Genomic DNA, 25,661 nt, shown 5'->3' with positions numbered 1-25,661 from the left:
AAAACCGCCTTCATCCCCTTCGGAACCGGGCCACGCCAGTGCGTCGGATCGGCGATGGCCTACATGAACGCACAGTTCCTGACCGCCTTGATCTTTCAGCGCTACCGCATCCACCGATTGCCTGGCTGGCAGCCGCGTCACAACGCGACCACCTCGACCACCATCAAGGGCGGATTCCCCGCCACGATCACGCGCGTATAGGAACACATCCCACAGAAGGGAATCCCATGAGCCGAGTCGAGATCGACCCGAACGTATGCCAGGCATCGGGCTACTGTGTCGGAACCGCACCGGCGATCTTCGCGCTCGGCCCTGACGGCATCGCCGAGATCAAAGACGCGCAGGGCAGCACACCAGGACCCGTCGAGATCCCCGATGAGTACCGTGGGCTCGTCGAAACGGCGACTCTCGAGTGCCCCTCCGGAGCGATCACCACCTCGCGATAAGGACATGGCCGCTGCGCTGCCTGAGACTGCCCTGAGTCAGTGCAGCAGTAACAGCACCTGGAGTTCGCCGACGAGGAAACCGAGCACGGCCCCGACCATCACGATCTTCCATTCGTCTTGCTTGAAGGCCGGGCGGAGCAGGTTCTCGTATTCTTCACTGGTCATCAGCTTCATCTTGTCGATCACCATGTGATGGACGTCGATCGCGTCCATCGCGTAGTCCTCCATCTCCTTGACGGTGCCCGGTAGTCGTTGGCGGATCAAGGCGACCGCGTCGCGCTTCATGTGCTCGTATTCGCGGCTGCCGATGACGAACATCACGAGCGGTTTCGCGATGCCGGCCTGCTCGTCGACGACGCGGTCGACCTCATGCTGGATCAGGGAGAACAGACGGTCCGATTGGGGGCCGGTCAGCATTGCTTCGATAATGTTCTCGGGGGTGAGGATTTCGTTGGCGATCAGCGCGCCGTAGTCGGTGGCGACCTGGTCGCGTCGTTTGTGAAATAGGCCCTGCCACTTGATGATTCCGAGGTAACGGCGCGGCAAGATCGGCCGGAAGATGAGCTGCAGGGCGAGCCAGTCAGTGGAGTAGCCGACGAAGGCACCGAACAGCGGCATGATCAGCGCCGACTTGGTGAATGCCCAGGTGATCATCTGCGCGCAGCCGAGAATGAAGCCGAACAGTAGTCCCGAGCGGACGATGAACCGCATTTCCGGATGCGCGACCTCACGAATCAGCTTGACCATCAACGATTTGTCGCGCATCAGCGCCTCGATCGCCATGCCGCGCAGGTCGAAGACCAGATCGATATTCGTCTTCAGGTCGTCCATCATCCGTTCGATCAGGTGCGGTGCGTCGCCCTGGATTCGCTTGATCACCATCTTGCGGACCGCTTCGGGCAGCAGCTCCCACAGACCCGGCCGATAGCGCATCATCAGCTCGCGAGTCAGCTCGTCGAGGGTGTCGACCATCGGCTCCTGGACGTATCGGGCCAGGTCCTCGGGATCGATCCGGTCGATGATTTCCTGCGGGCTGATCAGCCGCGACAGCATGAGGTCCACGGCCACGGTCGCCATCCGCGGTGCGTAGCGGGGGATCAGCCCTTGCCAGCCGAGAAATGGCGGTATTCCGCGAAACTCCAAGGGCCGGAACAACATTTCGACGGCCGCGAGTTTCGTCAGGTAGCCGATCGCCGCCGCGAACAGCGGCATCGTCGCATAGGTGGGCCAATGCTCGCCGAAGTCGGCGGCGATCTTCGACCATGTGGTCAACGTACTTCCTAACGGCGGCGTGTCGGCGAATGTGTTCCACTCCCGGTCGGCGGTGACCGATCGCGATCAGAGCTTCAAGGGCTACCGGCCGGGCAGCGCGCCGTCCATCCCTCCGACATCGGTGATCTTCCAGTCCGAGTTCTTGTCGATGGTGATGGTGTAGGTGACCGTGGTCTGCCCGCCCGCCTGGCTCTGCACGCTCGATGAGGACACGTTCAGGAAGACGTTCACCTTGTAGACGCCGCTGGTCTCGGACATCACCTTCGCGGTGATCGGGGTTGCGGTGGATACCCATTGCAGCTTGTTGACGATCTCCCGCAGGGTGGGTGCGGTGGCGGTGAACTTGTTGGTCAGCTGCGGGGTGGTGTTGGCCGCGAGTTTGCCGGTCCACGTGTCGATGTTCTTGAAATCGATGGTGGAAGCGCCGACCGCATATTCGGTCGCGACATTTTCGGCCTGCTTGTCCGCAGCTGCGGCCGCGTCACGATCGCTCAATTCGCTGTGTGCTCGATACCAGCCGATACCGGGTCCGGCTGTCAGCAGCAGGGCCAGGACGACGGCCAGACCATAGGCCACGGTCGACAACTTGACCGATACCTGCGGATCCCGCCGCCGCGAATTCGACTGCGGCTCGGGGGGCTTCGCGGTTTCGTCCGAATCTGCCGCCGCGTCGTCGGTCTGCTCGATCAGCTTGCTCATGAGTACCTTCTTCGACTTGCGTGGATGACGCTATTTGACACCGATCCGCAGGTGCAGGGCACCGTCGTCGGCCGTGGCGTGCAATGCCTGAGAGATCAAGGCGCTCACGTCCATCTGTTGCAGTGCGCCGGTCGCCTCCGCTGCCAGCGGTTGCAGTGCGGGCACCAGGGTCTGGAGATCCGGACCGGCACGTTCGATGAGCTTCGTCAGCCGATCCAGAAACGGCAGCAAAGCATTTCCGTCGACGTAGTCCTGCGGAAACTTGCCCTGCACCATCAGCCGCTCAATCGTGTCGACCATGGAGTGCACCACCTTGCCGAGGTCGCCCATCATCGGCCCGCCCTCGGCGAGGGCCGGTCCGACCCCGCCGAGATCGCCGACGATGCGCTGGGCGTTGGTCAAGATGGTCCGGACGGCTGCGGTGCGGCTGAGCATTGTCGCTGCGAGCAGCCGCGTCGACCGAGCCAATTCCGGTATGACGGTGTCGGTTCCGGACATGGCTTGGTGCACCGTGCCGACGAGCGAGTTGATCACCTGCGGATCGAGTTGATCGAGTAGTTCGGTGACGGCCCCGGCCATATCCGGAATCGACAGCGGCGTGCGGATCTCCTCGGCGCGAATCTGCTGGCCGTCGACCAGATACGGCCCGCCGGGCCTGGCCGGAAGGAATTCGATGTACGGCTCGCCGAGGGCGGACAGATTCTCGATCACCACCGAGCTCGCCACCGGAATGTGGTAGTCGGCGTTCACTCTGAAATCGACTCGCACTCCGGCGACGGTGTCCCGCACCGAGGTCACCTCACCGGCCCGCACTCCCGATAGCAGCACCGGCGAGCGGGCCACCAGACCCCCGGAATTCGAGAGGGTCATCGCGGAGCTGATGTAGTGCTGGAACCAATCCACCCGGACGACGCCGAAGGTGAGGTACCCGATCCCGAATACGAACACCGTGGCGATCGCGCCGAGTGACAGCAGCGAGCTCGGTTTCATCGCACAACTCCGATCATGCGCAGTGCGGCGATCGCCTGCGTGGTCCGGTCGTCGAGCGAAACCGGTTCGGCACCAGCCGAATCCGTCGTGACGCTCACGATGTTCACGGCCGGGCCCCGCTCCAGCCACGGAATGATCCGGTCGCGGATCAGCCCGGCGAGGGCATTCAGGTTGGAGGGCGCGCTCACGTCGAACGGACGGTCGGTGAACAGCAGCGGCATTACCGCCCGGACCGCCGGCTCGGCCACGGTCACCAGCGGTTGCAGCCATTGCAGGGAATGCGCGATCGAACCGAGTCCGCCCGCGACCCCGAACAGCAAGCGCACCAGTGAATCCGCGACATTGGTGACATCGCGGGCACCCTGGTCGGTCAGGAGCAGCGCCACTTCGTCACGGTGGTGCTCCAATTCATCGAGCGTCTGCTGGATGGTGGTACCCAGCGCGGAGACCTGATCGACATGCGCCGCAACATCCGTCAGGTCCGCGCCGAGCGTGTCGGCGATCCGGGCGGTTTCCCGATGGTCTTGCGGCAGTATGGCATTCACTCGATCGACGATGTCCTGGAACTGTGTCACCGCGCCGCCGCCGACGAAGGTGCCGATGCCCGCGAGCATGTCTTCCACCTGCAATGGTGGCGAGGTATGGCTCAGTGGAATACTGCCGCCCGGGGGAATCGTCTGATCGAATCCGCCGGGCGGGGTATCGAGGGCTATGTAGATGTCGCCGAGCACGGTGTTCTGTCGCAGCTCCGCGGTTGTGGTGGCGGGCAACCTGACTGCCCGCGACACCTCGATGTCGGCCACGACATGTCCCGGGGCGCCGGGGCTCGGGTCGACGACCGTCACCCCCGACAAGGTTCCGATGCTCGCCCCATTGGCCACCACCCGGGCCCGAGCCGGCAGGTTCAGCGCACTGGCGAACTCGATGCGCACCGGATAGGTCTCGCCTCCGATTCCGGTGCCCGGCACCGGAATCGAGGCCGGATCGAAGGTGCAACCGGCAGGCACGATCACGGCAACCGCGACCAGCAATGCCCCGGTGATGGACCTCCGCCGAACTCCGGCATCTCGAATTCTCATCGCGCACCTGTCATTCCGAGAACGAGTTGCACGCCGGGATCGGCAGCCTGGCCGACGGCACCGGTCAGCGACGGAACCAACTGAATCAGCTGACGCAATGTCCCCGCATTGGCCACCGACCAGCGCAGCGACGACGCCGCGCCGTCCAACCCGTCGAGCAATGGATCGCCGAATTTCTTCGTCAGATCGTTCGCCCAGGGCAACAGCGATTCCAGGGACAGCAGGATCTGCGTGATCGGACCGAACAAACGGTTGTTCATCAGATCGAGAGTCTGCGGCACGATCAGCACCGCGGCTTTGACACCTGCCCAGTCCGTGGCCAGCAGGTCACTGGCCGGCGCGAGCTTGTCGATGATCTCGCCGAGGTGCCCGATGGCCGCGTCCGGCGACGCCAGCGCCTGACCCAATTGAGTGATCGCCTGCTGGAACCGCGGACCCAGCCCCTGGGTCGCCTGGTCGAGGCGCGCCAATCCGTCCCGGATATCGTTCCGCAGCAGCGGATCTCCGGAACCTGTGAGCTGACGAGCGAGGTCGCGCACCGCGGACAGGGTCTGGCTCATGCTCTTGGGAGTCAGCGTGTCGGTGATACAGGCTGCCGGATCCCACCGCTGCGCGGGATCCGGATCGGTCAACACCGCCAGATTCCGGTTCGAGACCAGAGTGTCGGAGACGGTGGTCGCGCCCACCCGGCCACGCAGCGGGCGACCGGCGTCGACGGCGAAATCGACGCGAACGCCGGTGTCCTGGGGTCGCACCGCGGTGACCGTGCCGACGGGCACGCCGCGCTCTGTCACATCGTTACCGGGATACAGGCCGACCGCATCGGGCATGATCGCGCAGTAGCTCTGCCGCGCCTGAAGTGGTTCGGTGAGCACGAGCCATCCCGCCGCCACCACGGTGACAACCACCAGTGCGCCCATGACGGATAGGAAACCGCGAGTTCCGAGCAGCCGCTTCATTTCTCAGCACCCCTGTCCTGGTAGCGGGACGCAGAGGTCCGGGACCTGGATCGTCACGGCCGACTGATCTGTTCCGGCTCCCGCCTGCGGCGAGATGAACTGCTGCACCTTGGTTCCGAAATCCCGCAGGTTGGTGAGTGATTGGTCGAGTCGGGCCATCAGCTGCTGCAGGTCGGGCACGGCCGCCGCCAATTGATCGGCATATTCCCGCAACCGATTGTCGTAGACCCCGTGCACTCCCTCGAGCCGATCGAGGATGCCGGCGACCGCTTTCAGCACGAACTCGAGCTGGTCGCGCTTGTCCCAGCCGGCGTCGACGATGCCCTTGAGCGCCTGAAACAACCCGATCATTCGCGGCGTGAGTCGACCGAGCAGCTGCGAATATTCGTCGGCCACCTGTACCGTGCGGGAGATATCGGCGCGCTGCTGGATCAGCAGCGCGTTCAGTGTCGTGACGGCGTCTCCCACGCGGCGAATCGCGTCGGGCCCGTCGGTGATCGCCGCGTCCAGGGCCTGGAAATTCTGTCGGAGCGTATCGCCGTTCACCTGCTCGACAGGTGCGGCGGCATCCTGGAACGCGCGAATCAGACTGTAGGGCAGCTTCACTCGGTCCGGCGGGATCACGTGTTCGCCGAGTGGGTTCGCGCCGGCCGGCAGGACCGCGACGTAGTGTCCACCGGCAACCGTGAGCATCCGCACCTCGAGAGTGGTCTGATCACCGACGAACACGCTGTCATCGACGGTGAACCGCACGCGTACCCGGTCCGATTCCAGCCGCACCGACCGAATCTCGCCGACCGGGATACCGGCGACACGCACACTGTCACCGGTCTTGATCGAACCTGCTTCGGTGACCTCGGCGGTGTACGTCTGCTTGCCGAGCGGCAGCACATACATCACGCCGGCAATGGCGAGCATGACGACGACGGCCAGCGCTCCGGCTGCGCCGTAACGCAATTCGCGTCGCGCCGCGGCCGCCTCGGAGCGGTCGACACCGCCACGGCGGCGGACTCTGTCGATCAACGCTTGCATAGGGTGATCCCCTGTCCACCGATCAGGACCCGGAAAGCCGCGGGCACGTCGGCCGCACCGTGGGAACAACTCAGGTCCGAATCCGGCCCGGCGGGCAGCGCAGCGGACAAGGACTGCAACAGTCCGGGCAGACGACCCAGCGTGTCGAGAGCGGTCTGCGGATCCGGCAGCGCACCGCCGATCAGGTTGTCCAGATCCGGGTTGGTTTTCCGGGTGAACCCGAGTGCGGCGAGCAGCCTGTCGATCGGACCGAAGACCGGCGAACCAGCTTCCGCGAAATCGACCAGCACGCCGACCTTTTGCTGAATGGCCTCGAAAATACTGGCCAAGCCGTCGATGAGGGTGAATAGGTTCTCACCTCGCGCACCGAGCTGGTCGGCCACCGAACGCAGGCTGGAGACCAGGACCGCGAGCACGGTCTGCCGGTCCGCGACGTAACCGCTGAGCTTGTCGACGGCGTCCAGCGCCCGGCCGATGCCACCGGTGTCACCGTTGATCACCGCCAGCACGCTCTCGGCGAACTGATTCAGTGCGCCGGGGGAGAATTCGGTCAGCAGCGGCTGCATGCCGTTGAACAGTGCGGTGATATCGAAGGACCCGGCGGTGCGGTCGGTGCCGATGGTGGCGCCGGGGACCAGCAACGGCCCGGGTCGGTCGGGCTGTCGCACATCGATGTACCGCTGCCCCGCCAGGGTCTGGAAGCGGATGGCGAAGGTGCTCGCCTGATAGACCGGCCGATCACGTTGCACGGTGAACCGCACCCGAGCCTGGTTGCCGGACAGCGCGATCGAGGTCACCTTGCCGACCTGAACGCCATACATCCGGACGTCGTCCCCGGACTTCAGCCCATTCACGTCGGTGAAAATCGCGGCAAGAGTGTCGGTCGCCCCCGCCACCGGCCGCGAAAGTGCCTGCACGACACCGGCCATCAGCAGCGCGATCACCGCGACGAATACGGCAAGCTTCACCGCGACCCGGGTCGTGGCCCTCATCGCCCGACTCCGGGAACCGAACCGAGCAGGAGCTCCGCGAGCACCGGCACACCGTGCAGCGTGACGGCCAACTGGAGCACGGGCCCGCCGGGCGAGTCGGTGAAGGCACTACCGAGCCGGGCGAGCAACGTCCCCAGCTCGGCCCCGGACTGCTGGGGTGTCGGTACCGCCCGCGCGAGCGCCTGCAGGATCGGCACACTCATGTCGGCGTAGGCGGGGAAGAATCGTTCGGCCTGGACGAGGAGAGCGGCGACGCCGGTCAGCACGCCGTCGGAGACCACATCGATCGTGTGGTCGAATGCCGGTTTGTCGTCACGGATCACGGCGTAGTTCGCCGCCTCGTACAAAATGCTGATCAGCCCGCCGGTGAAGCCGGGAGCGCCGGACAGCGCATCGGCGTACTGGGCGATGAGATAGGACGGCAGATATCGCTGGGTGTCGGCCACCGTTCGGCTCAGGGTGACCATGGCCTCGATGATCGGTGTGAAGGCTTCGAGGGAGGTGTTCGTGCTCGTCAGCACGTCGGTGAATTCCGGAGTCAGCACATCGGTGACGGTGGTGGTCAGTGTGGACAGCAGCCGGCCCATGGTGGTGTCGGCGACGGCGTTGGCGCGCGGACCGGTCAGGTCCAGCACCGCGCCGCCCGGCAGGGTGGTGCCACCGATGCCACGATGCAGCTCGATCTCGCTGATACCGAACAGATTTCCCGGGGCGTACCCGATCCGCAGCTGATCGGTGAGACCGAACGACTGCGTGCGGTCCAGCGCCAGATGGATCAGCGCGGTACCGTTATCGGCGGGCTCGATGCCGTCGACGGCACCGATCTTCACCCCGTCCACGCGGACGTCGGAGCCTTCGATGATGCCCGCACCGATCTTCTCGGTGTGCAGGGTGATAGTGAATCGATCGTCACCGCGTATCGATCCGAATCCGTTCCACGCCAATATAACTCCCGCCGCGACCACCAGTGCCGCGAGTCCCGTCCACCGCGACCCGCGATGGCCGATCGCGACTCCGGGCATTCCGTAGTTCGGCACCGTGTCACCCCGTGAACTGGATCGATGAGTGGAATCCCCAGAGCATCATGCTGAGCACCATGTCCAGGGCGATGATCCCGACGAAGCTCGCCCGCACCGCGCGCCCGGAGGCGATACCCACGCCCTCTGGGCCGCCGGTGGCGAAAAAGCCTTGATAGCAATGGATCAGGATGACCGCGACACCGAATACCAGCACCTTGATCACCGCGGCGACCACATCCCAGCCATTGACGAACTGGTAGAAGTAGTGGTCGTAGACGCCGCCCGACTGCCCGTGCACGATGGTGACGACAGCGGCGCAGGACACATAGGCCAGGATCAGCGCGATCAGGAAGGTCGGCACGATCGCGACCACTCCGGCGATCACCCGGGTGGTCACCACGAACGGAATCGACCGCAGGCCAAGGGATTCGAGCGCGTCGATCTCCTCGGAGATGCGCTTGGAGCCGATCTCCGCGGTCATCCGGCACCCCGCTTGGGCCGCGAACCCGACACCCGCTGCGATGGGTGCGAGCTCGCGGGTATTGGCGAACGAGGAGATGATGCCGGTGAGCGGGCCCATGCCCAGCATGTCGAGGGTGGCGAAGGATTCGATGGCGACGCCCGCACCCATGGCCACGCCCAGCACCGCCATCAGCGGCACGGTGCCGCCGCCGACGATGACCGACCCATTGCCCCAGGTCATATCGGTGATATTGCGCATGGTCTCGGCGCGGTAGCGGCGCAGCGTCAATGGGATGGCGCGCAACACTTCCCAGACGAACGCGAGCGCGAATCCCATGCCGTCGATGGGCCCCATGGCCTTGCCGCGAGCGCGGAGCAGGCGGTGGAGCCGGCGCAGGCCGGGTGGACTGTAAGGCGTCGCGGACATCAGGCCACCCGGACCGGGATGAACATGGCGGAGAGCTGGGTGATCACCAGGTTCACGATCACGATGGCCACCACCGACAGCACCACCGCCGCATTGACCCCATCGGCGACCCCGCGCGGACCACCGCGCGCCTCCAGCCCGCGCTGACAGGCGATCACGACGACGAGGAATCCGAACAGGATCGACTTCCCTACCGACACAACCACATCGGCGAGAGTGGTGAAGGAGCCGAACGTCAGCCAATAGCTGCCCGCCGGTACCCCTTGGACGCCGATGGCGACCAGGTATCCGGCGGTGACACCGACGAAGATGATCAAGACATTCAGCAGTGGAGCCACCAGCAGCATGGCAACCATGCGCGGGATGACGAGCCGGTGGACCGGGCTGATGCCCATGACCCGCAGCGCGTCGATCTCCTCTCGCACAGTGCGCGCGCCCAGGTCGGAGGCGATCGCGGCGGCCCCGGCCCCGCCCAGCAGTAGACCGGTGGCCATCGGTGCGCCCTGCTTGATCACCCCGAGCCCGCTGGCCGCGCCCACCAGGGAATCCGCGCCGAGCTGCTGAATCAGATTGCCCACCTGCATCGACACGATGACCCCGAACGGGATGGCCATCAAGATCGCAGGCAGCGCCGTCACGGAGATGAAAAACCAAGCCTGGTGCAGGGTTTCGGGCACATTGAACTTCCGCCGGGCGATATCGGCGACCGCGCCACGCACCGATTCGACGCCGAGGATGACCCCGCGGCCGAAGGTCCGCAGCGCGGAACCGGCCGTGCCGGAGAAGTTCTGCCGCACAATCTCGAACGCCGACGACTCGGTCCGCTGCTCCTCCGGTGGCATCTGCGTCACCGCCATCTGCCGCCCCCTTCCCTACACTGCAACAGTTACAAACTATTGATTCAGTGTCACGCGCGCGGCGTTTTCACAGAATCCGACCACCCGGCATGGAAATCGGCCAGCTGCGCCAGGAGCTTGTCCTCGGAGTAGCCGATGGCCGTGTCGATGACGGCGTCGATCACCTTCGCGAGAGCCCGCCCAGCCAACCCGCCGCCGATCTCGTAGTCCACCGAAACCGACAGTCGAGTGCCTCCCTCATCGGTCGGTGCGAACCTGAAGCTCCCCCGCCCGGAGATCAGAGTGCTCTTGGGCGCCACCGTGACCACTACGTTCTCGACATATTCCTCGATGGCACCGCGCATGGCGAACTTGATCGGCCCGAGCTTCATGGTCATGTCGACGATCGTGCCCAGACCCCTCGACTGGGTGCCGACCGGCCGCGCCTCGAGCATGCCGTACATCCAGAGCGGCATGTTCTCCATCTTCTCGACGTAGGAGAAACATTCGTCGACTGGCACATGGGTGACGTTCGAGTGCTCGATGTGATGCATCGGACCACCCTCCCTCCGCTGAAAACAGTGAGACAGATTTGAGTCTTTGTTATACATCAACCGCGTGATCCACGGCACCCTTGTGGAACTGGGCGAAGGAAATGGAGCGGGCGGGTCTACACGCGCACAGCGACTACCCGATCACGGTGGTGAAAGCGTTCTCCCACTCGCGCTGCCGGTGCCCGAGTTCGGTCGCCGGCTCGTCGTCACAGAGCCACTCTCGCGCGATCGCACGCAGGTTCAAACGGGCCCCGAGCTGACCGAGGACGGCCGCCACCTGCAGCTCCGCGCGCATACGCAGGGTGTACTCCGCCGGCAGATTGTGCCGCCTCCCGGCCGAGCTCGCCGTACCCCCGAAGGCACTCGACTCGGTCAGCATCTTGTTCACCGTCTCGGGGGTGATGGCGAATTCGCCCTCGCGCAGATACCAGCCCAGTGAACTCAGATAGGTGCGGTATGTCGCGGCGGCCGGGGTGCGTGAACCGGGAACAGCGCCACGTGCCCGCAGGATTTCCGCGACCCGCGCCTTATCCCCGTCGATCGCCGCGCGCGCGATCGCGAGCTCGGATTCGGCTGTGCCGGTATCGATCTGCTTGACCAGGCCGAAGTCGAGAAAACACACCGAGCCGTCAGGCCGCAGGAGCACATTGCCGGGATGCGGGTCACCGTTGTATATGCGCAGGCGGGATGCGGTCGAGCCGTAGAACCGGAACACGATTTCCGCCACCCGATTCCGTTCGGCCTGCAATTCGCCGAAGGCGGCGTTCAGCGGCCTGCCGTCGATCCATTCGGTGACGAGCACTCGCTGCGAGGACAGCGAGTCGACCACCTCGGGAATGCGGATGAACGGATGCCCCCGGTATGACCGCGCGATCATCCGGGTATTGCGCGCCTCGATCCGATAATCGAGCTCTTCACGCAGACATCCTTCTATCTCGTCGGCCATCGCGGTCGTGTCCAGAGCGGGATGCAGCATCCGATACATCGTGAGCAGCACTCGGATGGTGGATATATCCGCCAGCGCCATGGCTTCGATGCCGGGGTATTGCACCTTCACGGCCACATCCCGGCCGTCATGCATCCGGGCGCGATACACCTGGCCGATCGACGCCGCCGCGACCGGCTCGGGGTCGAACCGCGCGAACGCCGTCGACACCGGCATGCCGAGTTCGCTCTCCAGATGCACTCGCATCTCCGGTTCCCAGGCCATCGCGACCGCATTCGCGTGCAACTCCGCCAGTTTGCGTTGAAACTCTTCACGCTGGTCGGCGGGAATGATTCCGCCGTCCATCATGGACAGCATTTGCCCGAATTTCATTGCACCACCGCGCATCCCGCCGAGCACCGTAACCAATCGATCGGCCAGCTTCGCATTGCGCTCCCGCAGCGCCGCCTGCCCCTTCGCCTTCGACCGAGCCATGTTCGTGGTGCGGACGGCCGCCTGTTTGGCGGCCTCACTCCCGACCAATCCCCCCAGTTGCGTGGTACGTCGCGCCCGCCCGGATGCCGCCATCTTCGCCCCTTTTTCGCTAAGCCGACCGCACTGATTCGATGATCGGATTGAAGTACGTGCGGGCGAATTCACGGGTCCGCTTATCGGTGTCGAGCGGCATCAATTCGCTCGGCGCGATGACGTGGGTGGCGGCGATACGCAGCAGAACATCCGCGACCCGCCGCCCATCCTCCATGGGCAGGGCCAGCTCGCCCAGCGAGTCGTCATTGAGCAGGGAGGCGACAATGTCACGCACCATCCCCATCGCAGCATCATTGAGGGCCGCGAACATCGAGGGCATTGTCTCCGGATCGAACCGCACCACCGCCTGAAGCAGCGGATGCGTTGCCGCCATCCGCATCCCCAACACGAACACCTCTTCGATCCGCCCAGTCGGCGTCTTCAGTTTCGTGATCTTTTCCTGCATCCCCGCCATGAACTCCACGGCATCCCGCGCGATGACGGCGCGCACAATCGTGTCCTTGTCACCGAGCCGGCGATACACCGTCGGTCGCGAGACCGCTGCCCGTCGAGCGATATCCCCGACCGACGTACGCCGGAACCCATGTTCGATGAACTCCGCCCGCGCGGCATCCAACAGGTGACGAGACTCCGGATCCGCCACCCCGAGCGCCGTGGCGAACAGTTGCAGAATCTCGAGGGCGGCTACCTCCATAGCGCACAGGCTAACCCGCTGACCGTGGCGCTGAGACACTGAGGCGGATTCGCTGCTATGACCTCCGACGCGGGGATCGGTGTTCGCGGCCCGAACAGATCGAGTCGGCACTCGAACATCGACGATGGCGACAACCTGGAACCACAGGCCGAATCGCCCAATTTTCAGCGCCTTGACCGGCCCCCAACCGAGGGTTAGCGTCTAGTGCCTCGTCCAGAAAGGTTGCTTCGGTAACCGGGTGTCGGTTTGCCCGAGGGCCCGCCGCCAGCGAAGCTGCCGGTGGAGGTGATGCCGGTGGCTCGGAAACCGGAAGTGTTTGTGCGAGCGGTGACCCCGGAAGAGGGGCGACGGTTGCAGAAGATCACGAAGACGAGCAGGCAACCGGTCAGGATGCGGCGCGCGATCGTGGTGATGTGCTCGGCGCAGCGGCAACCGGTCCCGGCGATAGCCCGGTTGATGCAAGTGTCCGAAGCCTATGTGCGGCAAGTGATTCACGAGTTCAACGAACGGGGGTTCGAGGCGTTGGACCCAAAATGGAGCGGGGGCAGGCCGAGGAAAGTCGATCGGGCGACGCGTGAACGCATCGCTTGCATCGCCCGGTGCTGCCCCCGCGACCTGGGTTGGCCGTTCTCGACATGGAGCCTGTCGAAACTGCGGGAAGTATTGCAGACCAATGGGATCGCCGAGATCAGCCGTGAAACCGTGCGCAAGATTTTGAAGGCCGAGGGTGTGTCGTGGCAGGCGGTCAAGACCTGGAAGGCCGGCACCGACCCGGAGTTCACCGCGAAGATGAACCGCATCCTGGACCTCTATGATCACCCGCCCGCGGACGGGCGGGTGATCTGCGTGGACGAGTTCGGGCCCTTGAACCTGCAACCCCGCGCTGGTCGTGGCTGGTTTCCGCGACGAAGACCGAAACGGTTGCGCGCGACCTACCACCGGACCCAAGGAGTGCGGCACCTGCTCGGCGCCCTGGATCTGGCCACCGGAAGAATCCACTACCGAATTCGAGATCGCAAGCGGTGGACCGAGTTCCTGGCGTTTCTGAAATCCCTGCGAGCCCGCTGGCCCGGGGAGAAGCTCTATGTCATCGTCGACAACTTCTCCCCGCACAAACGCGCCGAGGTCCGTGAGTGGGCCGCGGCCAACGACGTGGAACTGGTGTTCCTGCCGACCTATTCGTCGTGGTTGAACTGGATCGAGTCCGAGTTCGCGGCGCTGCGCTACTTCGCGTTGAACGGCACCGATCACCGCAGTCACGGCGAGCAGGACGCCGCGATCGGTGCCTACATTCGCTGGCACAACCAGCACGCCAAACCCAAACGCGAGTTCGCGGTGAACTCCAAGATCCGGCTCCCCGATTACCTACCGAAGGTTGCTTGACGAGGCACTAGCGCATGAACACCTACAGCCTGGCTGTGGGTAGGGAAAGTGTGTCAAAGTCCCTAATTGCGCACGCATCTCAGTGCAAATGTCAAGTTCTTCGATGCTTGGTGACATGACGGACCGCCTGCGGATTTCGCATAACTCGTCCCGCATTCAGCCCGCCCATTGATCGAACCAGTTGCCCGGCAGGGCACGCCTTCGCGCAGGCGCCGCCGCCGCGTCGTCGGTGGGGTCGTTCATGCCCGACGACGGAGGCCAATTCACCTCGTAGGCATACAACCCGGGCCGCAGTCGAGTTGGCCCCAGCTCCGCAGGCCGGAGGATTCCGGTCATTTTTCGGTCTGAAGAAGCGGTGGAGCTCCAACTTTTCCATGCGGCGGCGACCTCCTGAACTGGAGCTTCGATGGATACTCTCGAATTTGAACCTGTGCACAACAACGTACAAGGTTCAAATTCCCTCAGCGCCAACCTGGGCGGTCCCACAGCCAGTAACCATGCGACCAGAACAACAGCGCAGCCAGCCGCTGGCACAATGCCAACCGCTCCCCCGCAATGGGATTCGGACCTCATGATAGTGGCTGAGACGAGCGGAAGCGGTCTTGACTGGGTGGCACGAATGGTCCGTCCGCCGTCTGCGGGGACAGGATTTGAACCTGCGACCTCTGGGTTATGAGGCATGAGATCACATATGGTATGTGGTATCTGCCCACGATGATCGGTCACATCACCGTCGGCGTCGAAGGTCAGCGAACTAGGACGATTCCGCGATAGATCCCCGACCATTTGCCGTCTGGAGAAGCGGTACATTCCCTAGCGTCAAAGATGCAGGCGACTGCCTTGGCGATTATCCAGTGATGCCCCAGGTCCTTCGCATGAGGACCTGGGGCATCGCTGATTTCGAACCGCCACTGGCCGCAGCAGTTTCGGCGCTGACTCGTACCTCGATCGAGGACCGCCGACACCAAATTGCACGCCCGGAAGTAGGCGCTCCACATCCCATATGGAGTGTTCGTACATGCCTTGCCCATCATCTGCTGATGCGGCGATCCTGGTTATCGAGCGGAACGCGAAATCTGCACAGCTGAACCGTCTTGTCGCAAATGGTCACTACGACCATCGCACCTGCGGGCTCCTTAAGACGGGACCAGACCACTCCAGGCTATCTACTAGCAAACGATATGGGCTTGCGTTCCACCTTGAGACGGAGGAGGTTAACGATGCCTGATGCCAATGACTTTCGGAATAGCAGCACCCCAGCTACAGGCCGGACGGTGCGCGATGCGTGAACGCCGAGGCACTCGTATCGGGGAGTCACGCGAACACCACCTCGTAGTGGAGAGTGACCGCCGTGACCCGCCGGACCTACGCCGCCTGAGCCGGGCCGTCATTGCACTGGCAAAAGAAACCAATGACGTCGAGGAGTGTCCATGAGAGGTGCTGGCCTCCCCGATCCCGCGGTCGCATACCTGCGCGTTTCGGACAAGAAGCAGCTGAATACCGCCGTAGACATTGACCCGGACGGCAATTCGATTGCAACCCAACGCAAGGTCGTCGACCTGCGAGCTGACAACCTGCCGGCCCGGATTGTCAAAGAGTTCGTCGAACCCGGCGTCTCCGCCAAATCCGTCGGGAACCGTCCCGCGTTTCAAGAGATGCTTGCCTACCTACACGAGCACCCGGAGATCAAGTACGTCATCGTCTATGCCCGGTCTCGTGCCTTCCGCAACTACATCGACGCCGCGGTCACCCGGCGACAGCTCGACAACATGGGCGTGAAGCTGATCTCGGCACGAGAAGACTTCGGCGAAGGCATCTACGCCGACATGATGGCCGCCATCACCGACATCTTCAACGACACCCAGAACAGACTGTCCGGCCAGGACATCAGCATCAAGATGCTGAACAAAGCGATGAACGGCGGCACGTGCAATCGAGCCAAGCTCGGATACATCAACACTCGCATCCTGTTCGAAGGCCGCCAGGTGAACACGATCAAGATCGACGAGGAACGCGCTCCGCTGGTCGTGCAGGCGTGGGAACTCTACGCGACCGGCGACTGCGGGCTCGACGAACTCGAAGCAGCGATGGCCGATCGCGGGCTGACTTCCCCGCCGACTAGCCGCTACCCGGATCCACGACCCGTATCCGCCGCCACCCTCCACAACATGCTGCGGGATGCGTACTACATCGGTTATGTCAGCTGGAAGGGACAGATCTATCCCGGACGACACGAACCGCTAATCAGCCACGACCTCTACGAACGCGTCCAGGACATCCTTCGCCTCCGCAGCACCAACGGAAATCGCGATCGAATCCACAACCACTACCTCAAGGGCTCCCTGCTGTGCACCCGGTGCCGCGAAGCAGGGCATACAACGCGACTGGTCTTCAACCGGGTGACCAACCGCACGGGCAACAAGTACCCGTACTTCACCTGCCAGAGGAGCAAAGAAGGCCTGTGCGATCTCCCAAGCCTCCCCGTCGAGACGGTTGAGTACGCAATCGAGGAGCACTACCGCACGCTCCAACTCCCCGGCGCCTTCGCCACCGAGAGCCGAAATCTCCTGGAAGAGATCGTCTCCGACGAACAGACCACCATCCGGGACACACACGCAAGCCTCAACCGGCAGCTGAAAGAGCTCGACAAGAAAGAAAGTCGCCTGATCGACCTCCTCGCCGACGGATCCATGCCCCAGGCCAAGATTCGCATGAAGCTCATCGAGCTCAAGAACGAACGCAAACGGCTCGAGGCCGGACTGACGAACACCTCCGAGAAGCTCGCCATCGGCGTAGGCGTACTTCGACACGCCCTCGATCTCATCGCCGACCCATACGTCCTCTACCGCGACGCCGGCCCCGAAGTCCGTCGTCTCCTCAACGAGACGTTCTTCCAACGCTTCTACCTCGATGACCAAGCGGGCTCGATCGAGCCTCGGGTGGCGGACGAGAAGAGGCCCCTGTTCGCCGATCTCCACCAGGCTGGACGCACCTGTCACGGTCGCCCGACTCAGCGAAAGCCGAAAGGGGCTTACCCAAGCCAGCGAGCGAACGCTGGTTTGAATAAGCCCCTTATGGTGGTCCCAGCTGGGATCGAACCAGCGACCCCTCGCGTGTGAGGCGAGTGCTCTCCCGCTGAGCTATGAGACCGTGCGGGTGTCTGACCGGCGGTTGTTTGCCGTGCCTGACGGGAAGAAACATTAACACGGGGTACCGGCGTGGTACCAAATCGCCTGGAAAACGGGGGAAAACCGTGCCCTTACGGGGGACCTGGTGCGACACGCGACCCTGGAGGGACGCTGGCGGTGGTCTGTCATATAGAAGGCATCAGTGAGCATGCGGTGGGCGAGGGGGCTTCTCGGGCGATGCCTCCATCACTGCATGCTCGTGGATGTTTGGGGCTGCCGGGACAGCATGCGGGATTGGGGGGACAGGTGGGTGGACGGTTGGGCCAGCTTGGATTGACTTGGGGTGAACAGGGGTGGACCAGGTGGGTCGGAAACTACATGGGTGTAGTTCACATTTAGCCCGGTTTACCAGGCGATTTGTTGTCTGTGCAGGTCGTCGGCTAATGTTCTTTCTCGTCAGCGGGACCAGCCGAGAGGCCCCCGGGACGAAATGCGGATGTAGCGCAGTGGTAGCGCATCACCTTGCCAAGGTGAGGGTCGCGGGTTCGAATCCCGTCATCCGCTCGAAGGCCATAAAGAACCGGCCTTGCTTGGCGGTGTGGCCGAGTGGTGAGGCAACGGCCTGCAAAGCCGTGCACACGGGTTCGATTCCCGTCGCCGCCTCTTTTACAAGAGGCAACCCCAGCAAGCGCGATTAGCTCAGCGGGAGAGCGCTTCCCTGACACGGAAGAGGTCACTGGTTCAATCCCAGTATCGCGCACCAACATTGAAGAGGCCCGGCGAAAGCCGGGCCTCTTCTGCGTTTCCGGGTCGGGCCTCGTCCCCCTACTGCGGCGCCAGCGGCTGAAGGATGGCGAACCATGCGCCGAACGGATCGGCAAACCACGCTATGCGGCCGATCTCCGGGACGTCCGTGGCAGGCATCAGGATCGATCCGCCGTTCTCCAGAACTTTTGCGACCGTCGCGTCCGAATCCTCCGCGGCCAGGTAAGCGGCCCATACCGAACCCGCGTCCCTGGTCGGTTGCGGCGTGATGCCTCCGAACGACGCATCCTGCTGATCGCCGTCCGCGGTCGAGAGCACGGTGTACTTCATGCCGGGCATTTCCATCTCCTGCGCACGCCAGCCGAATATCGATCGGTAGAAGGCGAGCGCGGCAGTGGCGTCGCCGCTCTGAAGCTCGACCCAGCACAGGGCATTCGGCTCCGACGCGAGCTCGAATCCCTTGACCGCGCTGGGCTGCCACACGGCGAACTCGGCCCCACCGGGGTCGGTGAACGCGGCCATCCTCCCGGAGTCGAATACGTCGGATGCCGGTACGCGGACCGTCCCACCGGCCTGCTCGACCAGCTTCGCCGTGGCCTCCGCGTCCGGCGTCTGGAAGTACACGGTCCACGCCGAACTCGCGCCTTCCTCGGTCAGTGGACCGATACCCGCGAGGGTCTTGTCCTCCTTGCGGAAGAAGCCGTAACCGCCGGCCTCGGGCCCAGCGGATTCAAAGGTCCATCCGAACACCGCGCCGTAGAACCGCACGGCCGCATCGACATCCGGACTGCCCAGGTCGAGCCAGCTGGGGGAACCGGTGACAAAATCCGTTGTGAGCATGAACGTGCCCCTTCGATGGATTCACGCCGAGCCGCCTCGGCGCCTTCGCGTTTCAGTGTGATGATCGGCCGTCGGCGACACGCGGCGAACCGGCCAAACCAGGGCAAGTCGCACGACCCGCAGCGGTGGCAGCGCAGGGCTGTGCCGCACGACGGTAGTCTGACGGTTCCCGCGCCGCGACACGAACGACCGGAACGGAAAGTGGCGACACCGCTGCGGCGGAAGCATAGGATCGAATTATCTGCTGTCCTCCGGATCCGAGATACCGGGTAACGCTCCACAGAGAGACGAAACGATGCCCGATCTGTCGGAGGAGTCGTCCTACCGGACGGTCCTACTCGCTGACGCGGTCACCACCACCGCACCCAGCCGCCTGCTGTCGGAGCTGGTGGAGCACTTACGCCAGAACCGCACGGGGCTGCGGCAGGAGTGGGCGATGCGCATCAAGGATGCGCGGCTGCTCACGGCGATGACGCCGGAGGAGATCTTCTCCGAGGCGACCTCGGTGTACGACAACTATGTCGAGGTGTTGGAGACCGGCGCGGTCGAGGCGCTGCGCAATTACGCGCGGAATCTGTCCGAGCGCATTATTCCGCGGGGCGTCGAGACCGATGAGGTGCTCGGGATCATTCTGCTGCTGCGGGATGTGCTGGCGCGCAGCTTGTTCGAGAAGTACCAGTCCGACTTCGAGCTGCTGAACCGGGTGCTCGACGCGTATGAACCGGCGGCGAATCGCATTGCCAATACGGTGGATGTGTCGTTCGTGGAGGAGCGCGAGCGGATCATTCGGCAACAGCAGGAAGCGATTCGGGTGCTGTCGACCCCGATGTTGCAGGTGCGCGAGCAGTTGCTGATTCTGCCGATCATCGGTGTGCTGGACAGTCAGCGGGCGCGGCAGTTGACCGAGCAGTTGCTCTCGGCCATTCGCGGGAATCGCGCGAAGGTGGTGGTCATCGATATCACGGGTGTGCCGACCATCGACGCCACCGTCGCGAATCACTTGGCGCAGACCATCGATGCGTGTGGGCTGATGGGTGCGAGCATCATCATTACGGGGGTGTCGCCGGAGATCGCCTTGACACTGGTGACAATCAGCCTGGATCTGTCGAAGTGGAAGATTGTCGGCGATCTGCAGGGCGGTATCGAAGAGGCCGAGCATCTGCTGGGCTACGAGGTCACCCGCACGACCGACCCGCAGCCGAATTCGACCGCGACCGGGCGGACTTCCGCTAATCGGAACTCCCCCGCGGTGACGGCCGAGCCGGAGGCGACTCCACCTGCGCGGCCACGGGCGCAATCTCGTTACCGCACACCGTCTTTACGCATGTCGGGGCCGGTGCAGCGGCGGTCCTGACGGCTCTTTCGTTCGAGCTCAGAGCCTTTCGAGGGCCAGGATCTGCTGAGCGGCGCGGGCCGCACCATCGCCTCGGACGGTAGTCGCGAAAACCCTTGCGCGTGCCACGATCTCCGGCGTGAGCGCGCGATCGAGTGCCTCGATGAGCGAATCGGTGGTCGGCTGGCCGGGTGCGTGTGCGACGCCGATACCGAGAGTCTCGATTCGCTTCGCCCAGTGGAATTGGTCGAAGCGTTGCGGCACGACCACCTGCGGCGCTCCGCTACGTGCGACGGCGGTTGTGGTGCCCGCGCCGCCGTGGTGCACGACCACGCTGACCCGGGGGAACAACGCCTGATGGTTGACCTCGCCGATGGCCAGGCAATCCGGCGCGTCATCGACGAGGGCCAGGTCCGCCCAGCCACGCAGGACAATCGCGCGCCTGCCCACCGCTCGGGCGGCTTCGATGGCGGCGCGGCTGGTATCCGCACCGACCTGCATGCTGCCGAAGCCGAAATAGAGGGGCGGATCGCCCGCGGCGAGAAACTCTTCCAGCTCCTCCGACAGCGGGCGCTCATCGCGAACCAGCCAGGCGCCGGGCTGCCACACATCCAGGTCCGAGGGGGTCGGCCAGGGGTCGAGAATCGGGTCCGAGGCCAGCCATGGGTGTTTGGTGAATATGTAGGGCTGGACGTCGTCCACGGGGGTCATTCCGGCCTGCGCGCGCTGGGCATTGAGCGGCTCTCGCCAGATGTCGTTCCAGCGGTCGGCGTCCTGCCGCCATTGGGTGCGGAAGTCGGCGGTCGAATCCAGGCCCAGACCGAGCGGCGGTGGGGCGTGGTGGTCCGAGGGCAGGGTCTTGGCGGCGAATGCGGTGTAGACGCAGGGGATTCCGCGTTCCTCGGCGATCGAGGGGGCGGCGATCTGCAATGCGCCCAGACCGACCAGGACGTCGCAGTCCCGCACCGCCGGGCGGAGCGCGTCGAATTGATCGACGACGGTGCCGGTGATCATGGCGCGGCGCTGCTCCGGTGTGGGCCTGCTGGTTTGGTCGAAGGTACTCACCTCGGGCCCGACCGGCACGAACTCCAGCCCGTAACCTTCGATCAATCCACGGAAATCGGGCGGCCCGGCCAGCCGCACCTCGGCGCCGAGCTCCCGCAATTCCACAGCCAATGCCAGCATGGGCTGGACCTCGCCGCGCGAGCCGATCGTCGACAGCAGAACACGCATCGGAACTCCTCCAGGTTGTCTCGACCTGCATTTATAGACCTGCACCGGGGGCTTGCGGCAAGGGTAGCCGTGCGATATATGTTGAAGTGGGACGAGGAGTTCGGCCCCCTCCCCCACACCTTCCGATTCGCCCCGCTTCCAGCCGATTTGCTTTCCGGACCCCTTTGTCCCTAATGTTCTCTCTCGCAAGCCGATCGGCCTTCGGGCCCCCCGGGGAGCAAATGCGGATGTAGCGCAGCTGGTAGCGCATCACCTTGCCAAGGTGAGGGTCGCGAGTTCGAATCTCGTCATCCGCTCTTAATTGAATAGACCCGCGCGATTAGCTCAGCGGGAGAGCGCTTCCCTGACACGGAAGAGGTCACTGGTTCAATCCCAGTATCGCGCACTCGAATTGAAAGGCCCGGCTCGCGCCGGGCCTTTCTGCTGTCCTGATCGTGTGTGATGGTCAGGGGATCAGGACGAGTTTGCCGGGGGCGTGGCCGGAGATGCCGATCTCGTGGGCTTTTGCGGCTTCGGCGAGGGGGAAGGTGGTGTCGATGATGACGCGGAGTGTGCCGGAGGCGGCTTGTGCGATGAGATCGGCGCGGGCGGCGTCGCGGAGGTCTGCGCCCGCGTCTTCGCCGGGGCCGTAGCCGAGTAGTTTGATGCCGGTCTCGGCACGGCGGGGTGAGCCGGTGATCGAGGCGATTCGGGTGGGGTCGGGGACCAGGGCCAGTGAGACATCGAGTGCCTCGTCGGTACCTGCGAAATCTACGGCGGCGGTGATTCCTTGGGGTGCAGCGGTTTTCACGCGGGCGGAGAGGCCGGGGCCGTAGGTCACGGGGATGGCGCCGAGTTCGCGTAGCAGTGCGTGGTTGCGTTCGGCGGCGGTGGCGATGACCGTCGCGCCCCCGGCGGCGGCCAGTTGCACGGCCATCAGGCCGACTCCGCCGGAGCCGCCGTGAATGAGTACCGTGTCGCCCGCACTCACTCCGGCGGCGTGCAGGGCGTGGACGGCGGTGGCGCCGGTCAGGATCAGTGACCCCGCCTCGGGCCATCCGAGTGCGGCGGGTTTGGCGAGGATCGATGTGGCCGGGGCCGTGACGTAGTCGGCGTAGGCGGCGGTCACCGGGTAGACGATGACCTCATCTCCGACCTCCACATCGGTGACTTGCGCGCCGACTTCGGTGACGACGCCCGCACATTCCAGGCCGATCTGAGGCATTGAGGCGGCGATTCCGGCGGCGTCCTTGTGGTTGTCGTCCACGTCGTGGAAGGCGCCACTGTAGAGCTTCCAGTCGATCGGGTTGACCCCTGCGGCGCGGACCTGGACGACCACGCCGTCGGCGGCCGCGCGCGGGATCGGCACCTCGGTGACGGCGAGGACATCGGGTGTGCCGTAGGCGGTCGGGCGCACGATTCTGGGCATGATTGGGCTCCTGTCTTGGTGAGTGGCGGTCGGCGCTGCGCATCCGCTGCCGAGAACACCTGAGAGTCAGTATTGGCCCGGCCGGGCGTCACGTGCAGCGCAACATTGACAAGGAATATTTGCGCAGCACGCAACCGACCTCGACGTGGAAGATCCCGATACCCAGATTCCGTCGCACGAAACATCCACCCGAGCCGCATGCCGCACAGACCGAACCGACGGAACCTGTTCGCCCGTCCAGTAACTGGGCAGCACTCCCTCGCCGCGGTCGAATCAGGCAGTGCCATCGCATCGGAATATCCACGTGCCCAGCCCCTCTCGATCAGGCCGATGCCAGTCGGCCCCAGCGCCGGATACCCAGTACCCAAGCAGTGATCATGATGTCGTAGCCTTGATGCAGGACAATGTTCGTCGCCACTCAGTTTGATCATTGATGATCTCGAGAGAGGTGCAGCGCATGTCAAAAATCCGAAATGCCCTTATTGCAACAGGAACAGCGACTTTTCTGATCGCTGCGGCGTTCACCGCCGGTACCGCATCCGCCGATGATCTGGACCAAGGCAACTGCATCGCGGGCGCGATCGAATGGCAGGCGAACGGTCCCGGACTGACCGGCAGTTCCCAGTCGCCGGTCGCCAGCAATATCGGCGGACACCTGGTGACCTGCCACGGCGCTCCCACCGATATCGGCGTCGGAACGATTTTCGGCACCACCTTCGAACCGGCGGCCACCTGCTACGGCAGCCGCGGCGGCCGCGCCGACCTACTGGTCGTCTGGGATAACGGCCAGAACAGTCATCTGGTCGGCACCTGGGAATGGACGCTCGGTCAGCAAGCGACCAATCATCTGAAGATCGTCGGCGGCCTCGGCTCGGGCCGGACACTGCAGCTCGTGACCGGACCACCGGAGGTCAGCCCGGCAGCGGTCACCGGCTGCATCGTGGGTGGTTTCCGCGCGGGCAGCTACCAGGTGCTCAGCGCGACAATCGCCTGACATCGACCGCCTCGGTCCATCCCTCGGGGTGGACCGAGGCTACGTCCCGGCTCAGAGCGGCAATTCCCGGATCTCACAGAACCGAGGAATGAACCGGGAAGCCGACGGCAAGTCCAGTGCCGCGCAGAGGGCGGCGATGAGCAGACCGTGGGTGAACCAAACCCTCTGCGCCGGTGGCCTTTCCAGCACCCGCGCGGCTGCGGCGCGGGCCGCTTCGGGCAATTCCTCGGCGTCGATCGCACGGCGTGTCTCGGCGAGATCGGTCAGGCGCACCTCGTCGAGGGCCGGATGGACAGTCTGCCGGATGAATCCGGCCGAGCGGGCGGTCTGCTGAGTCCGGAGCATCGTCGACACCGCCACCTCGATATCCGGCGCCAGCCCGTACCGATCACGTAACCGCACACCCACCGCACGAGCCTGCTGATGACCGAGCACCATCAATGGCGCATCCGCAGCCCCGAACGCCGCTGTCCCGACATTGGCCCTGTTATTGGCCTCCGAAAGACCATGCCGCACTACCAAAACCGTCACAAGCAACCCCCGCACAACCAACCGCGATCATCGGACCCTACCCGCAGCGGACATCCTCGCGCCCGTCCAATGAACGCCTCCTGAAGCCGCGATCGCACTTCATGTGCCGCCGTTACGATCTGGCTGTGACCGCCGATGGGGAAGGTGGACTGTCGAATCCGGAGCATTGGATGGCTTTTGAGCATTGACGATAGGCAAGACGGCGCGTTGGTGAGTATTGGGGAGTTGGCGCGGCGGAGTGGGGTTGCGGTGCGGACGATTCGGTTCTATTGCGATGAGGGGATTTTGGAGGTGCGGCGAAGTGGGGGCGGGCATCGAATGTTCGAGGCCGAGAGTGCCGGGGAGAGGTTGTTGTTGGTTCGGCGGTTGAGGGCGTTGGGGCTTGGGCTGGGGGCGATTGCCGAGGTGCTGCGCGGGGAGCGGTCTATCGCGGAGGCCGTTGCGGCTGAGAGTGCTCGGGTGGATGTCGAATTCAGGGCGCTGGCGTGGCGGCGGGCTTCGCTGCGGGCGGTGGAGGCGGCCGGTCCGGCGCAGCGGGGTGAGCGGCTCAGGCTGCTGGCCGCCTCGCAGGATGGTGGTGCGGTACATGACTGCCTGGTGCGGTTTTGGGGGGACATTCTGAGATCGATACCTCGGCGCGAAGTCGATATCTACGTGGGGTGGAATGTGCCGGAACCGCCCGCCGATCCGTCACCCGAGGAGGTCGTCGCGTATGCCGAGTTGGCCGCGCTGGTCGCCGACCCCGGAATGACCAGTGCTGTGCAACAACAACTCTGGCGGGATCGGCCGGAGACAATCCGCGATTGGCAAGGTCTGTACTCCGAGGTGGGCGACGTCATGACCGATGTGGTGACCTTTGTCGCCGAAGGCGTGCGACCCCACCGTGGCAGCGAACTTGACCGATTCGTCACCGCCCACGCCCACGCGCGAGGCCTACGCGACTCCCCCCGCTTCCGCGCCCAATTGCTCACCGACGCAACCGATACCGACCACCGCATTCACCGCTACTGGACCCTGACCGGACAGCTTCTCGGACCTCGCATCACCGTGGGGCAAACCCACAACTGGGTGTACGACGCGCTGGCGAACTCCACCAAGCCTGACGCATAGT

General features: G+C 64.4%; 23 protein-coding genes, 6 tRNA genes and 3 pseudogenes. 13 read left to right on the top strand and 19 right to left on the bottom strand.

All coding sequences use genetic code 11. The annotated features are described in order from the left end of the window. Positions 1 to 201 (top strand): cytochrome P450 (locus AB0N05_RS09020; protein ID WP_364689466.1); only part of this gene is annotated, 201 nt, incomplete at its 5' end. Between the two features lie 26 nt (positions 202 to 227). Continuing rightward, the gene (locus tag AB0N05_RS09015; protein ID WP_364689462.1) at positions 228 to 446 is read left to right on the top strand and encodes a ferredoxin; all 219 of its coding nucleotides are present in this window, start codon (positions 228 to 230) and stop codon (positions 444 to 446) included. 36 nt (positions 447 to 482) lie between these two features. On the opposite strand, the gene AB0N05_RS09010 is transcribed toward AB0N05_RS09015, so the two are convergent. From AB0N05_RS09010 to AB0N05_RS08950, 13 genes are all read right to left on the bottom strand, one after another. Further along, positions 483 to 1,718, bottom strand: a complete 1,236-nt coding sequence (locus AB0N05_RS09010) for a DUF445 family protein (RefSeq protein ID WP_364689459.1) — start codon at positions 1,716 to 1,718, stop codon at positions 483 to 485. An 81-nt stretch (positions 1,719 to 1,799) separates the two neighbouring features. Then, the gene (locus AB0N05_RS09005; RefSeq protein WP_364689456.1) at positions 1,800 to 2,417 is read right to left on the bottom strand and encodes a hypothetical protein; all 618 of its coding nucleotides are present in this window, start codon (positions 2,415 to 2,417) and stop codon (positions 1,800 to 1,802) included. A gap of 30 nt (positions 2,418 to 2,447) precedes the next feature. Further along, positions 2,448 to 3,407: an MlaD family protein gene (locus tag AB0N05_RS09000; RefSeq protein WP_364689453.1), complete on the bottom strand. Its 960-nt coding sequence runs from the start codon at positions 3,405 to 3,407 to the stop codon at positions 2,448 to 2,450. Continuing rightward, positions 3,404 to 4,486, bottom strand: coding sequence for an MlaD family protein (locus AB0N05_RS08995; RefSeq protein WP_364689450.1), 1,083 nt, complete (start codon positions 4,484 to 4,486; stop codon positions 3,404 to 3,406). The genes AB0N05_RS09000 and AB0N05_RS08995 overlap by 4 nt, the downstream gene beginning before the upstream one ends. Next, complete coding sequence (locus AB0N05_RS08990; protein WP_364689446.1) at positions 4,483 to 5,445, bottom strand: MlaD family protein; 963 nt, start codon at positions 5,443 to 5,445, stop codon at positions 4,483 to 4,485. Before AB0N05_RS08990 ends, AB0N05_RS08995 begins: the two co-directional genes overlap by 4 nt. A 3-nt stretch (positions 5,446 to 5,448) precedes the next feature. Beyond that, positions 5,449 to 6,477: an MlaD family protein gene (locus tag AB0N05_RS08985; protein ID WP_364689442.1), complete on the bottom strand. Its 1,029-nt coding sequence runs from the start codon at positions 6,475 to 6,477 to the stop codon at positions 5,449 to 5,451. After that, positions 6,465 to 7,469, bottom strand: coding sequence for an MlaD family protein (locus tag AB0N05_RS08980; RefSeq protein ID WP_364689439.1), 1,005 nt, complete (start codon positions 7,467 to 7,469; stop codon positions 6,465 to 6,467). The genes AB0N05_RS08985 and AB0N05_RS08980 overlap by 13 nt, the downstream gene beginning before the upstream one ends. After that, a complete protein-coding gene (locus tag AB0N05_RS08975; RefSeq protein ID WP_364689436.1) occupies positions 7,466 to 8,506 on the bottom strand; it encodes an MlaD family protein in 1,041 nt (346 codons plus the stop codon). The genes AB0N05_RS08980 and AB0N05_RS08975 overlap by 4 nt, the downstream gene beginning before the upstream one ends. A 4-nt stretch (positions 8,507 to 8,510) precedes the next feature. Further along, positions 8,511 to 9,377, bottom strand: a complete 867-nt coding sequence (locus AB0N05_RS08970) for an ABC transporter permease (protein ID WP_364689433.1) — start codon at positions 9,375 to 9,377, stop codon at positions 8,511 to 8,513. Further along, positions 9,377 to 10,234, bottom strand: coding sequence for an ABC transporter permease (locus AB0N05_RS08965; protein ID WP_364689430.1), 858 nt, complete (start codon positions 10,232 to 10,234; stop codon positions 9,377 to 9,379). The genes AB0N05_RS08970 and AB0N05_RS08965 overlap by 1 nt, the downstream gene beginning before the upstream one ends. A 50-nt stretch (positions 10,235 to 10,284) precedes the next feature. Further along, complete coding sequence (locus AB0N05_RS08960) at positions 10,285 to 10,767, bottom strand: SRPBCC family protein (protein WP_364689427.1); 483 nt, start codon at positions 10,765 to 10,767, stop codon at positions 10,285 to 10,287. 133 nt (positions 10,768 to 10,900) lie between these two features. Next, entirely contained in the window at positions 10,901 to 12,280 is a 1,380-nt protein-coding gene (locus AB0N05_RS08955) for an AarF/ABC1/UbiB kinase family protein (RefSeq protein WP_364689424.1), read from the bottom strand. A 16-nt stretch (positions 12,281 to 12,296) separates the two neighbouring features. Then, positions 12,297 to 12,935, bottom strand: coding sequence for a helix-turn-helix domain-containing protein (locus AB0N05_RS08950; RefSeq protein WP_364689420.1), 639 nt, complete (start codon positions 12,933 to 12,935; stop codon positions 12,297 to 12,299). 246 nt (positions 12,936 to 13,181) lie between these two features. On the opposite strand from AB0N05_RS08950, the gene AB0N05_RS08945 reads away from it, so the two are divergent. Together AB0N05_RS08945 and AB0N05_RS08940 are read left to right on the top strand one after the other, a co-directional pair. Beyond that, the gene (locus AB0N05_RS08945; protein ID WP_364689417.1) at positions 13,182 to 14,318 is read left to right on the top strand and encodes an IS630 family transposase; all 1,137 of its coding nucleotides are present in this window, start codon (positions 13,182 to 13,184) and stop codon (positions 14,316 to 14,318) included. Between the two features lie 1,430 nt (positions 14,319 to 15,748). Continuing rightward, positions 15,749 to 16,546: pseudogene (locus AB0N05_RS08940) on the top strand (recombinase family protein); the annotation flags it as partial. A gap of 12 nt (positions 16,547 to 16,558) precedes the next feature. On the opposite strand, the gene AB0N05_RS08935 reads toward AB0N05_RS08940, so the two are convergent. Continuing rightward, positions 16,559 to 17,296, bottom strand: a complete 738-nt coding sequence (locus tag AB0N05_RS08935) for a hypothetical protein (RefSeq protein WP_364689414.1) — start codon at positions 17,294 to 17,296, stop codon at positions 16,559 to 16,561. A 97-nt stretch (positions 17,297 to 17,393) separates the two neighbouring features. Next, positions 17,394 to 17,468: transfer RNA gene (locus AB0N05_RS08930), tRNA-Val, on the bottom strand. A 470-nt stretch (positions 17,469 to 17,938) separates the two neighbouring features. Between AB0N05_RS08930 and AB0N05_RS08925 the strand changes: the two genes are divergently transcribed. The 3 genes from AB0N05_RS08925 (at position 17,939) to AB0N05_RS08915 (ending at position 18,209) form a co-directional block, all read left to right on the top strand. Further along, a tRNA-Gly gene (locus AB0N05_RS08925) sits at positions 17,939 to 18,010 on the top strand. A 28-nt stretch (positions 18,011 to 18,038) separates the two neighbouring features. Next, positions 18,039 to 18,109, top strand: a tRNA-Cys gene (locus AB0N05_RS08920). 25 nt (positions 18,110 to 18,134) lie between these two features. Then, positions 18,135 to 18,209, top strand: a tRNA-Val gene (locus AB0N05_RS08915). Between the two features lie 62 nt (positions 18,210 to 18,271). On the opposite strand, the gene AB0N05_RS08910 is transcribed toward AB0N05_RS08915, so the two are convergent. Next, complete coding sequence (locus AB0N05_RS08910) at positions 18,272 to 19,051, bottom strand: VOC family protein (RefSeq protein WP_364689411.1); 780 nt, start codon at positions 19,049 to 19,051, stop codon at positions 18,272 to 18,274. 295 nt (positions 19,052 to 19,346) lie between these two features. On the opposite strand from AB0N05_RS08910, the pseudogene AB0N05_RS08905 reads away from it, so the two are divergent. Then, positions 19,347 to 20,243: pseudogene (locus AB0N05_RS08905) on the top strand (STAS domain-containing protein); the annotation flags it as partial. Between the two features lie 180 nt (positions 20,244 to 20,423). Here AB0N05_RS08905 and AB0N05_RS08900 read toward each other — a convergent pair. Beyond that, on the bottom strand, positions 20,424 to 21,617 hold the full coding sequence (locus AB0N05_RS08900; RefSeq protein WP_364689408.1) for a glycosyltransferase: 1,194 nt from the start codon (positions 21,615 to 21,617) through the stop codon (positions 20,424 to 20,426). Between the two features lie 223 nt (positions 21,618 to 21,840). Between AB0N05_RS08900 and AB0N05_RS08895 the strand changes: the two genes are divergently transcribed. Together AB0N05_RS08895 and AB0N05_RS08890 are read left to right on the top strand one after the other, a co-directional pair. After that, positions 21,841 to 21,913 (top strand) — tRNA-Gly (locus tag AB0N05_RS08895). 17 nt (positions 21,914 to 21,930) lie between these two features. Further along, positions 21,931 to 22,002 (top strand) — tRNA-Val (locus AB0N05_RS08890). Between the two features lie 60 nt (positions 22,003 to 22,062). On the opposite strand, the gene AB0N05_RS08885 is transcribed toward AB0N05_RS08890, so the two are convergent. Beyond that, positions 22,063 to 23,025 (bottom strand): NADP-dependent oxidoreductase, encoded by a 963-nt coding sequence (locus AB0N05_RS08885; RefSeq protein WP_364689406.1) that lies wholly within the window; start codon positions 23,023 to 23,025, stop codon positions 22,063 to 22,065. Between the two features lie 457 nt (positions 23,026 to 23,482). Here AB0N05_RS08885 and AB0N05_RS08880 point away from each other — a divergent pair, with 457 nt between their 5' ends. After that, entirely contained in the window at positions 23,483 to 24,019 is a 537-nt protein-coding gene (locus AB0N05_RS08880; protein WP_364689403.1) for a hypothetical protein, read from the top strand. Positions 24,020 to 24,070: 51 nt separating this feature from the next. Here the strand turns inward: AB0N05_RS08880 and AB0N05_RS08875 are convergent, their stop codons facing one another. Next, positions 24,071 to 24,550: a phosphoglycerate mutase family protein gene (locus AB0N05_RS08875; protein WP_364689400.1), complete on the bottom strand. Its 480-nt coding sequence runs from the start codon at positions 24,548 to 24,550 to the stop codon at positions 24,071 to 24,073. Between the two features lie 135 nt (positions 24,551 to 24,685). Here AB0N05_RS08875 and AB0N05_RS08870 point away from each other — a divergent pair. Together AB0N05_RS08870 and AB0N05_RS08865 are read left to right on the top strand one after the other, a co-directional pair. Further along, a pseudogene (locus tag AB0N05_RS08870) lies at positions 24,686 to 24,955 on the top strand (MerR family transcriptional regulator); the annotation flags it as partial. A 54-nt stretch (positions 24,956 to 25,009) separates the two neighbouring features. Further along, positions 25,010 to 25,660 (top strand): hypothetical protein, encoded by a 651-nt coding sequence (locus tag AB0N05_RS08865; protein WP_364689646.1) that lies wholly within the window; start codon positions 25,010 to 25,012, stop codon positions 25,658 to 25,660. Position 25,661 lies beyond the last annotated feature (1 nt).

Source organism: Nocardia sp. NPDC051030, assembly GCF_040683015.1.
Lineage (GTDB): Bacteria > Actinomycetota > Actinomycetes > Mycobacteriales > Mycobacteriaceae > Nocardia.
Note: the sequence above shows the minus strand (reverse complement) of the source record. Positions and strands in the feature narration are given on the sequence as shown.

Coding starts and splice junctions, on each gene's coding strand:
- AB0N05_RS09015 (WP_364689462.1), top strand. CDS start 228: ATGAGCCGAGTCGAGATCGACCCGAACGTATGCCAGGCATCGGGCTAC.
- AB0N05_RS09005 (WP_364689456.1), bottom strand. CDS start 2,417: ATGAGCAAGCTGATCGAGCAGACCGACGACGCGGCGGCAGATTCGGAC.
- AB0N05_RS09000 (WP_364689453.1), bottom strand. CDS start 3,407: ATGAAACCGAGCTCGCTGCTGTCACTCGGCGCGATCGCCACGGTGTTC.
- AB0N05_RS08995 (WP_364689450.1), bottom strand. CDS start 4,486: ATGAGAATTCGAGATGCCGGAGTTCGGCGGAGGTCCATCACCGGGGCA.
- AB0N05_RS08990 (WP_364689446.1), bottom strand. CDS start 5,445: ATGAAGCGGCTGCTCGGAACTCGCGGTTTCCTATCCGTCATGGGCGCA.
- AB0N05_RS08985 (WP_364689442.1), bottom strand. CDS start 6,477: ATGCAAGCGTTGATCGACAGAGTCCGCCGCCGTGGCGGTGTCGACCGC.
- AB0N05_RS08980 (WP_364689439.1), bottom strand. CDS start 7,469: ATGAGGGCCACGACCCGGGTCGCGGTGAAGCTTGCCGTATTCGTCGCG.
- AB0N05_RS08970 (WP_364689433.1), bottom strand. CDS start 9,377: ATGTCCGCGACGCCTTACAGTCCACCCGGCCTGCGCCGGCTCCACCGC.
- AB0N05_RS08965 (WP_364689430.1), bottom strand. CDS start 10,234: ATGGCGGTGACGCAGATGCCACCGGAGGAGCAGCGGACCGAGTCGTCG.
- AB0N05_RS08960 (WP_364689427.1), bottom strand. CDS start 10,767: ATGCATCACATCGAGCACTCGAACGTCACCCATGTGCCAGTCGACGAA.
- AB0N05_RS08955 (WP_364689424.1), bottom strand. CDS start 12,280: ATGGCGGCATCCGGGCGGGCGCGACGTACCACGCAACTGGGGGGATTG.
- AB0N05_RS08950 (WP_364689420.1), bottom strand. CDS start 12,935: ATGGAGGTAGCCGCCCTCGAGATTCTGCAACTGTTCGCCACGGCGCTC.
- AB0N05_RS08910 (WP_364689411.1), bottom strand. CDS start 19,051: ATGCTCACAACGGATTTTGTCACCGGTTCCCCCAGCTGGCTCGACCTG.
- AB0N05_RS08900 (WP_364689408.1), bottom strand. CDS start 21,617: ATGCGTGTTCTGCTGTCGACGATCGGCTCGCGCGGCGAGGTCCAGCCC.
- AB0N05_RS08885 (WP_364689406.1), bottom strand. CDS start 23,025: ATGCCCAGAATCGTGCGCCCGACCGCCTACGGCACACCCGATGTCCTC.
- AB0N05_RS08880 (WP_364689403.1), top strand. CDS start 23,483: ATGTCAAAAATCCGAAATGCCCTTATTGCAACAGGAACAGCGACTTTT.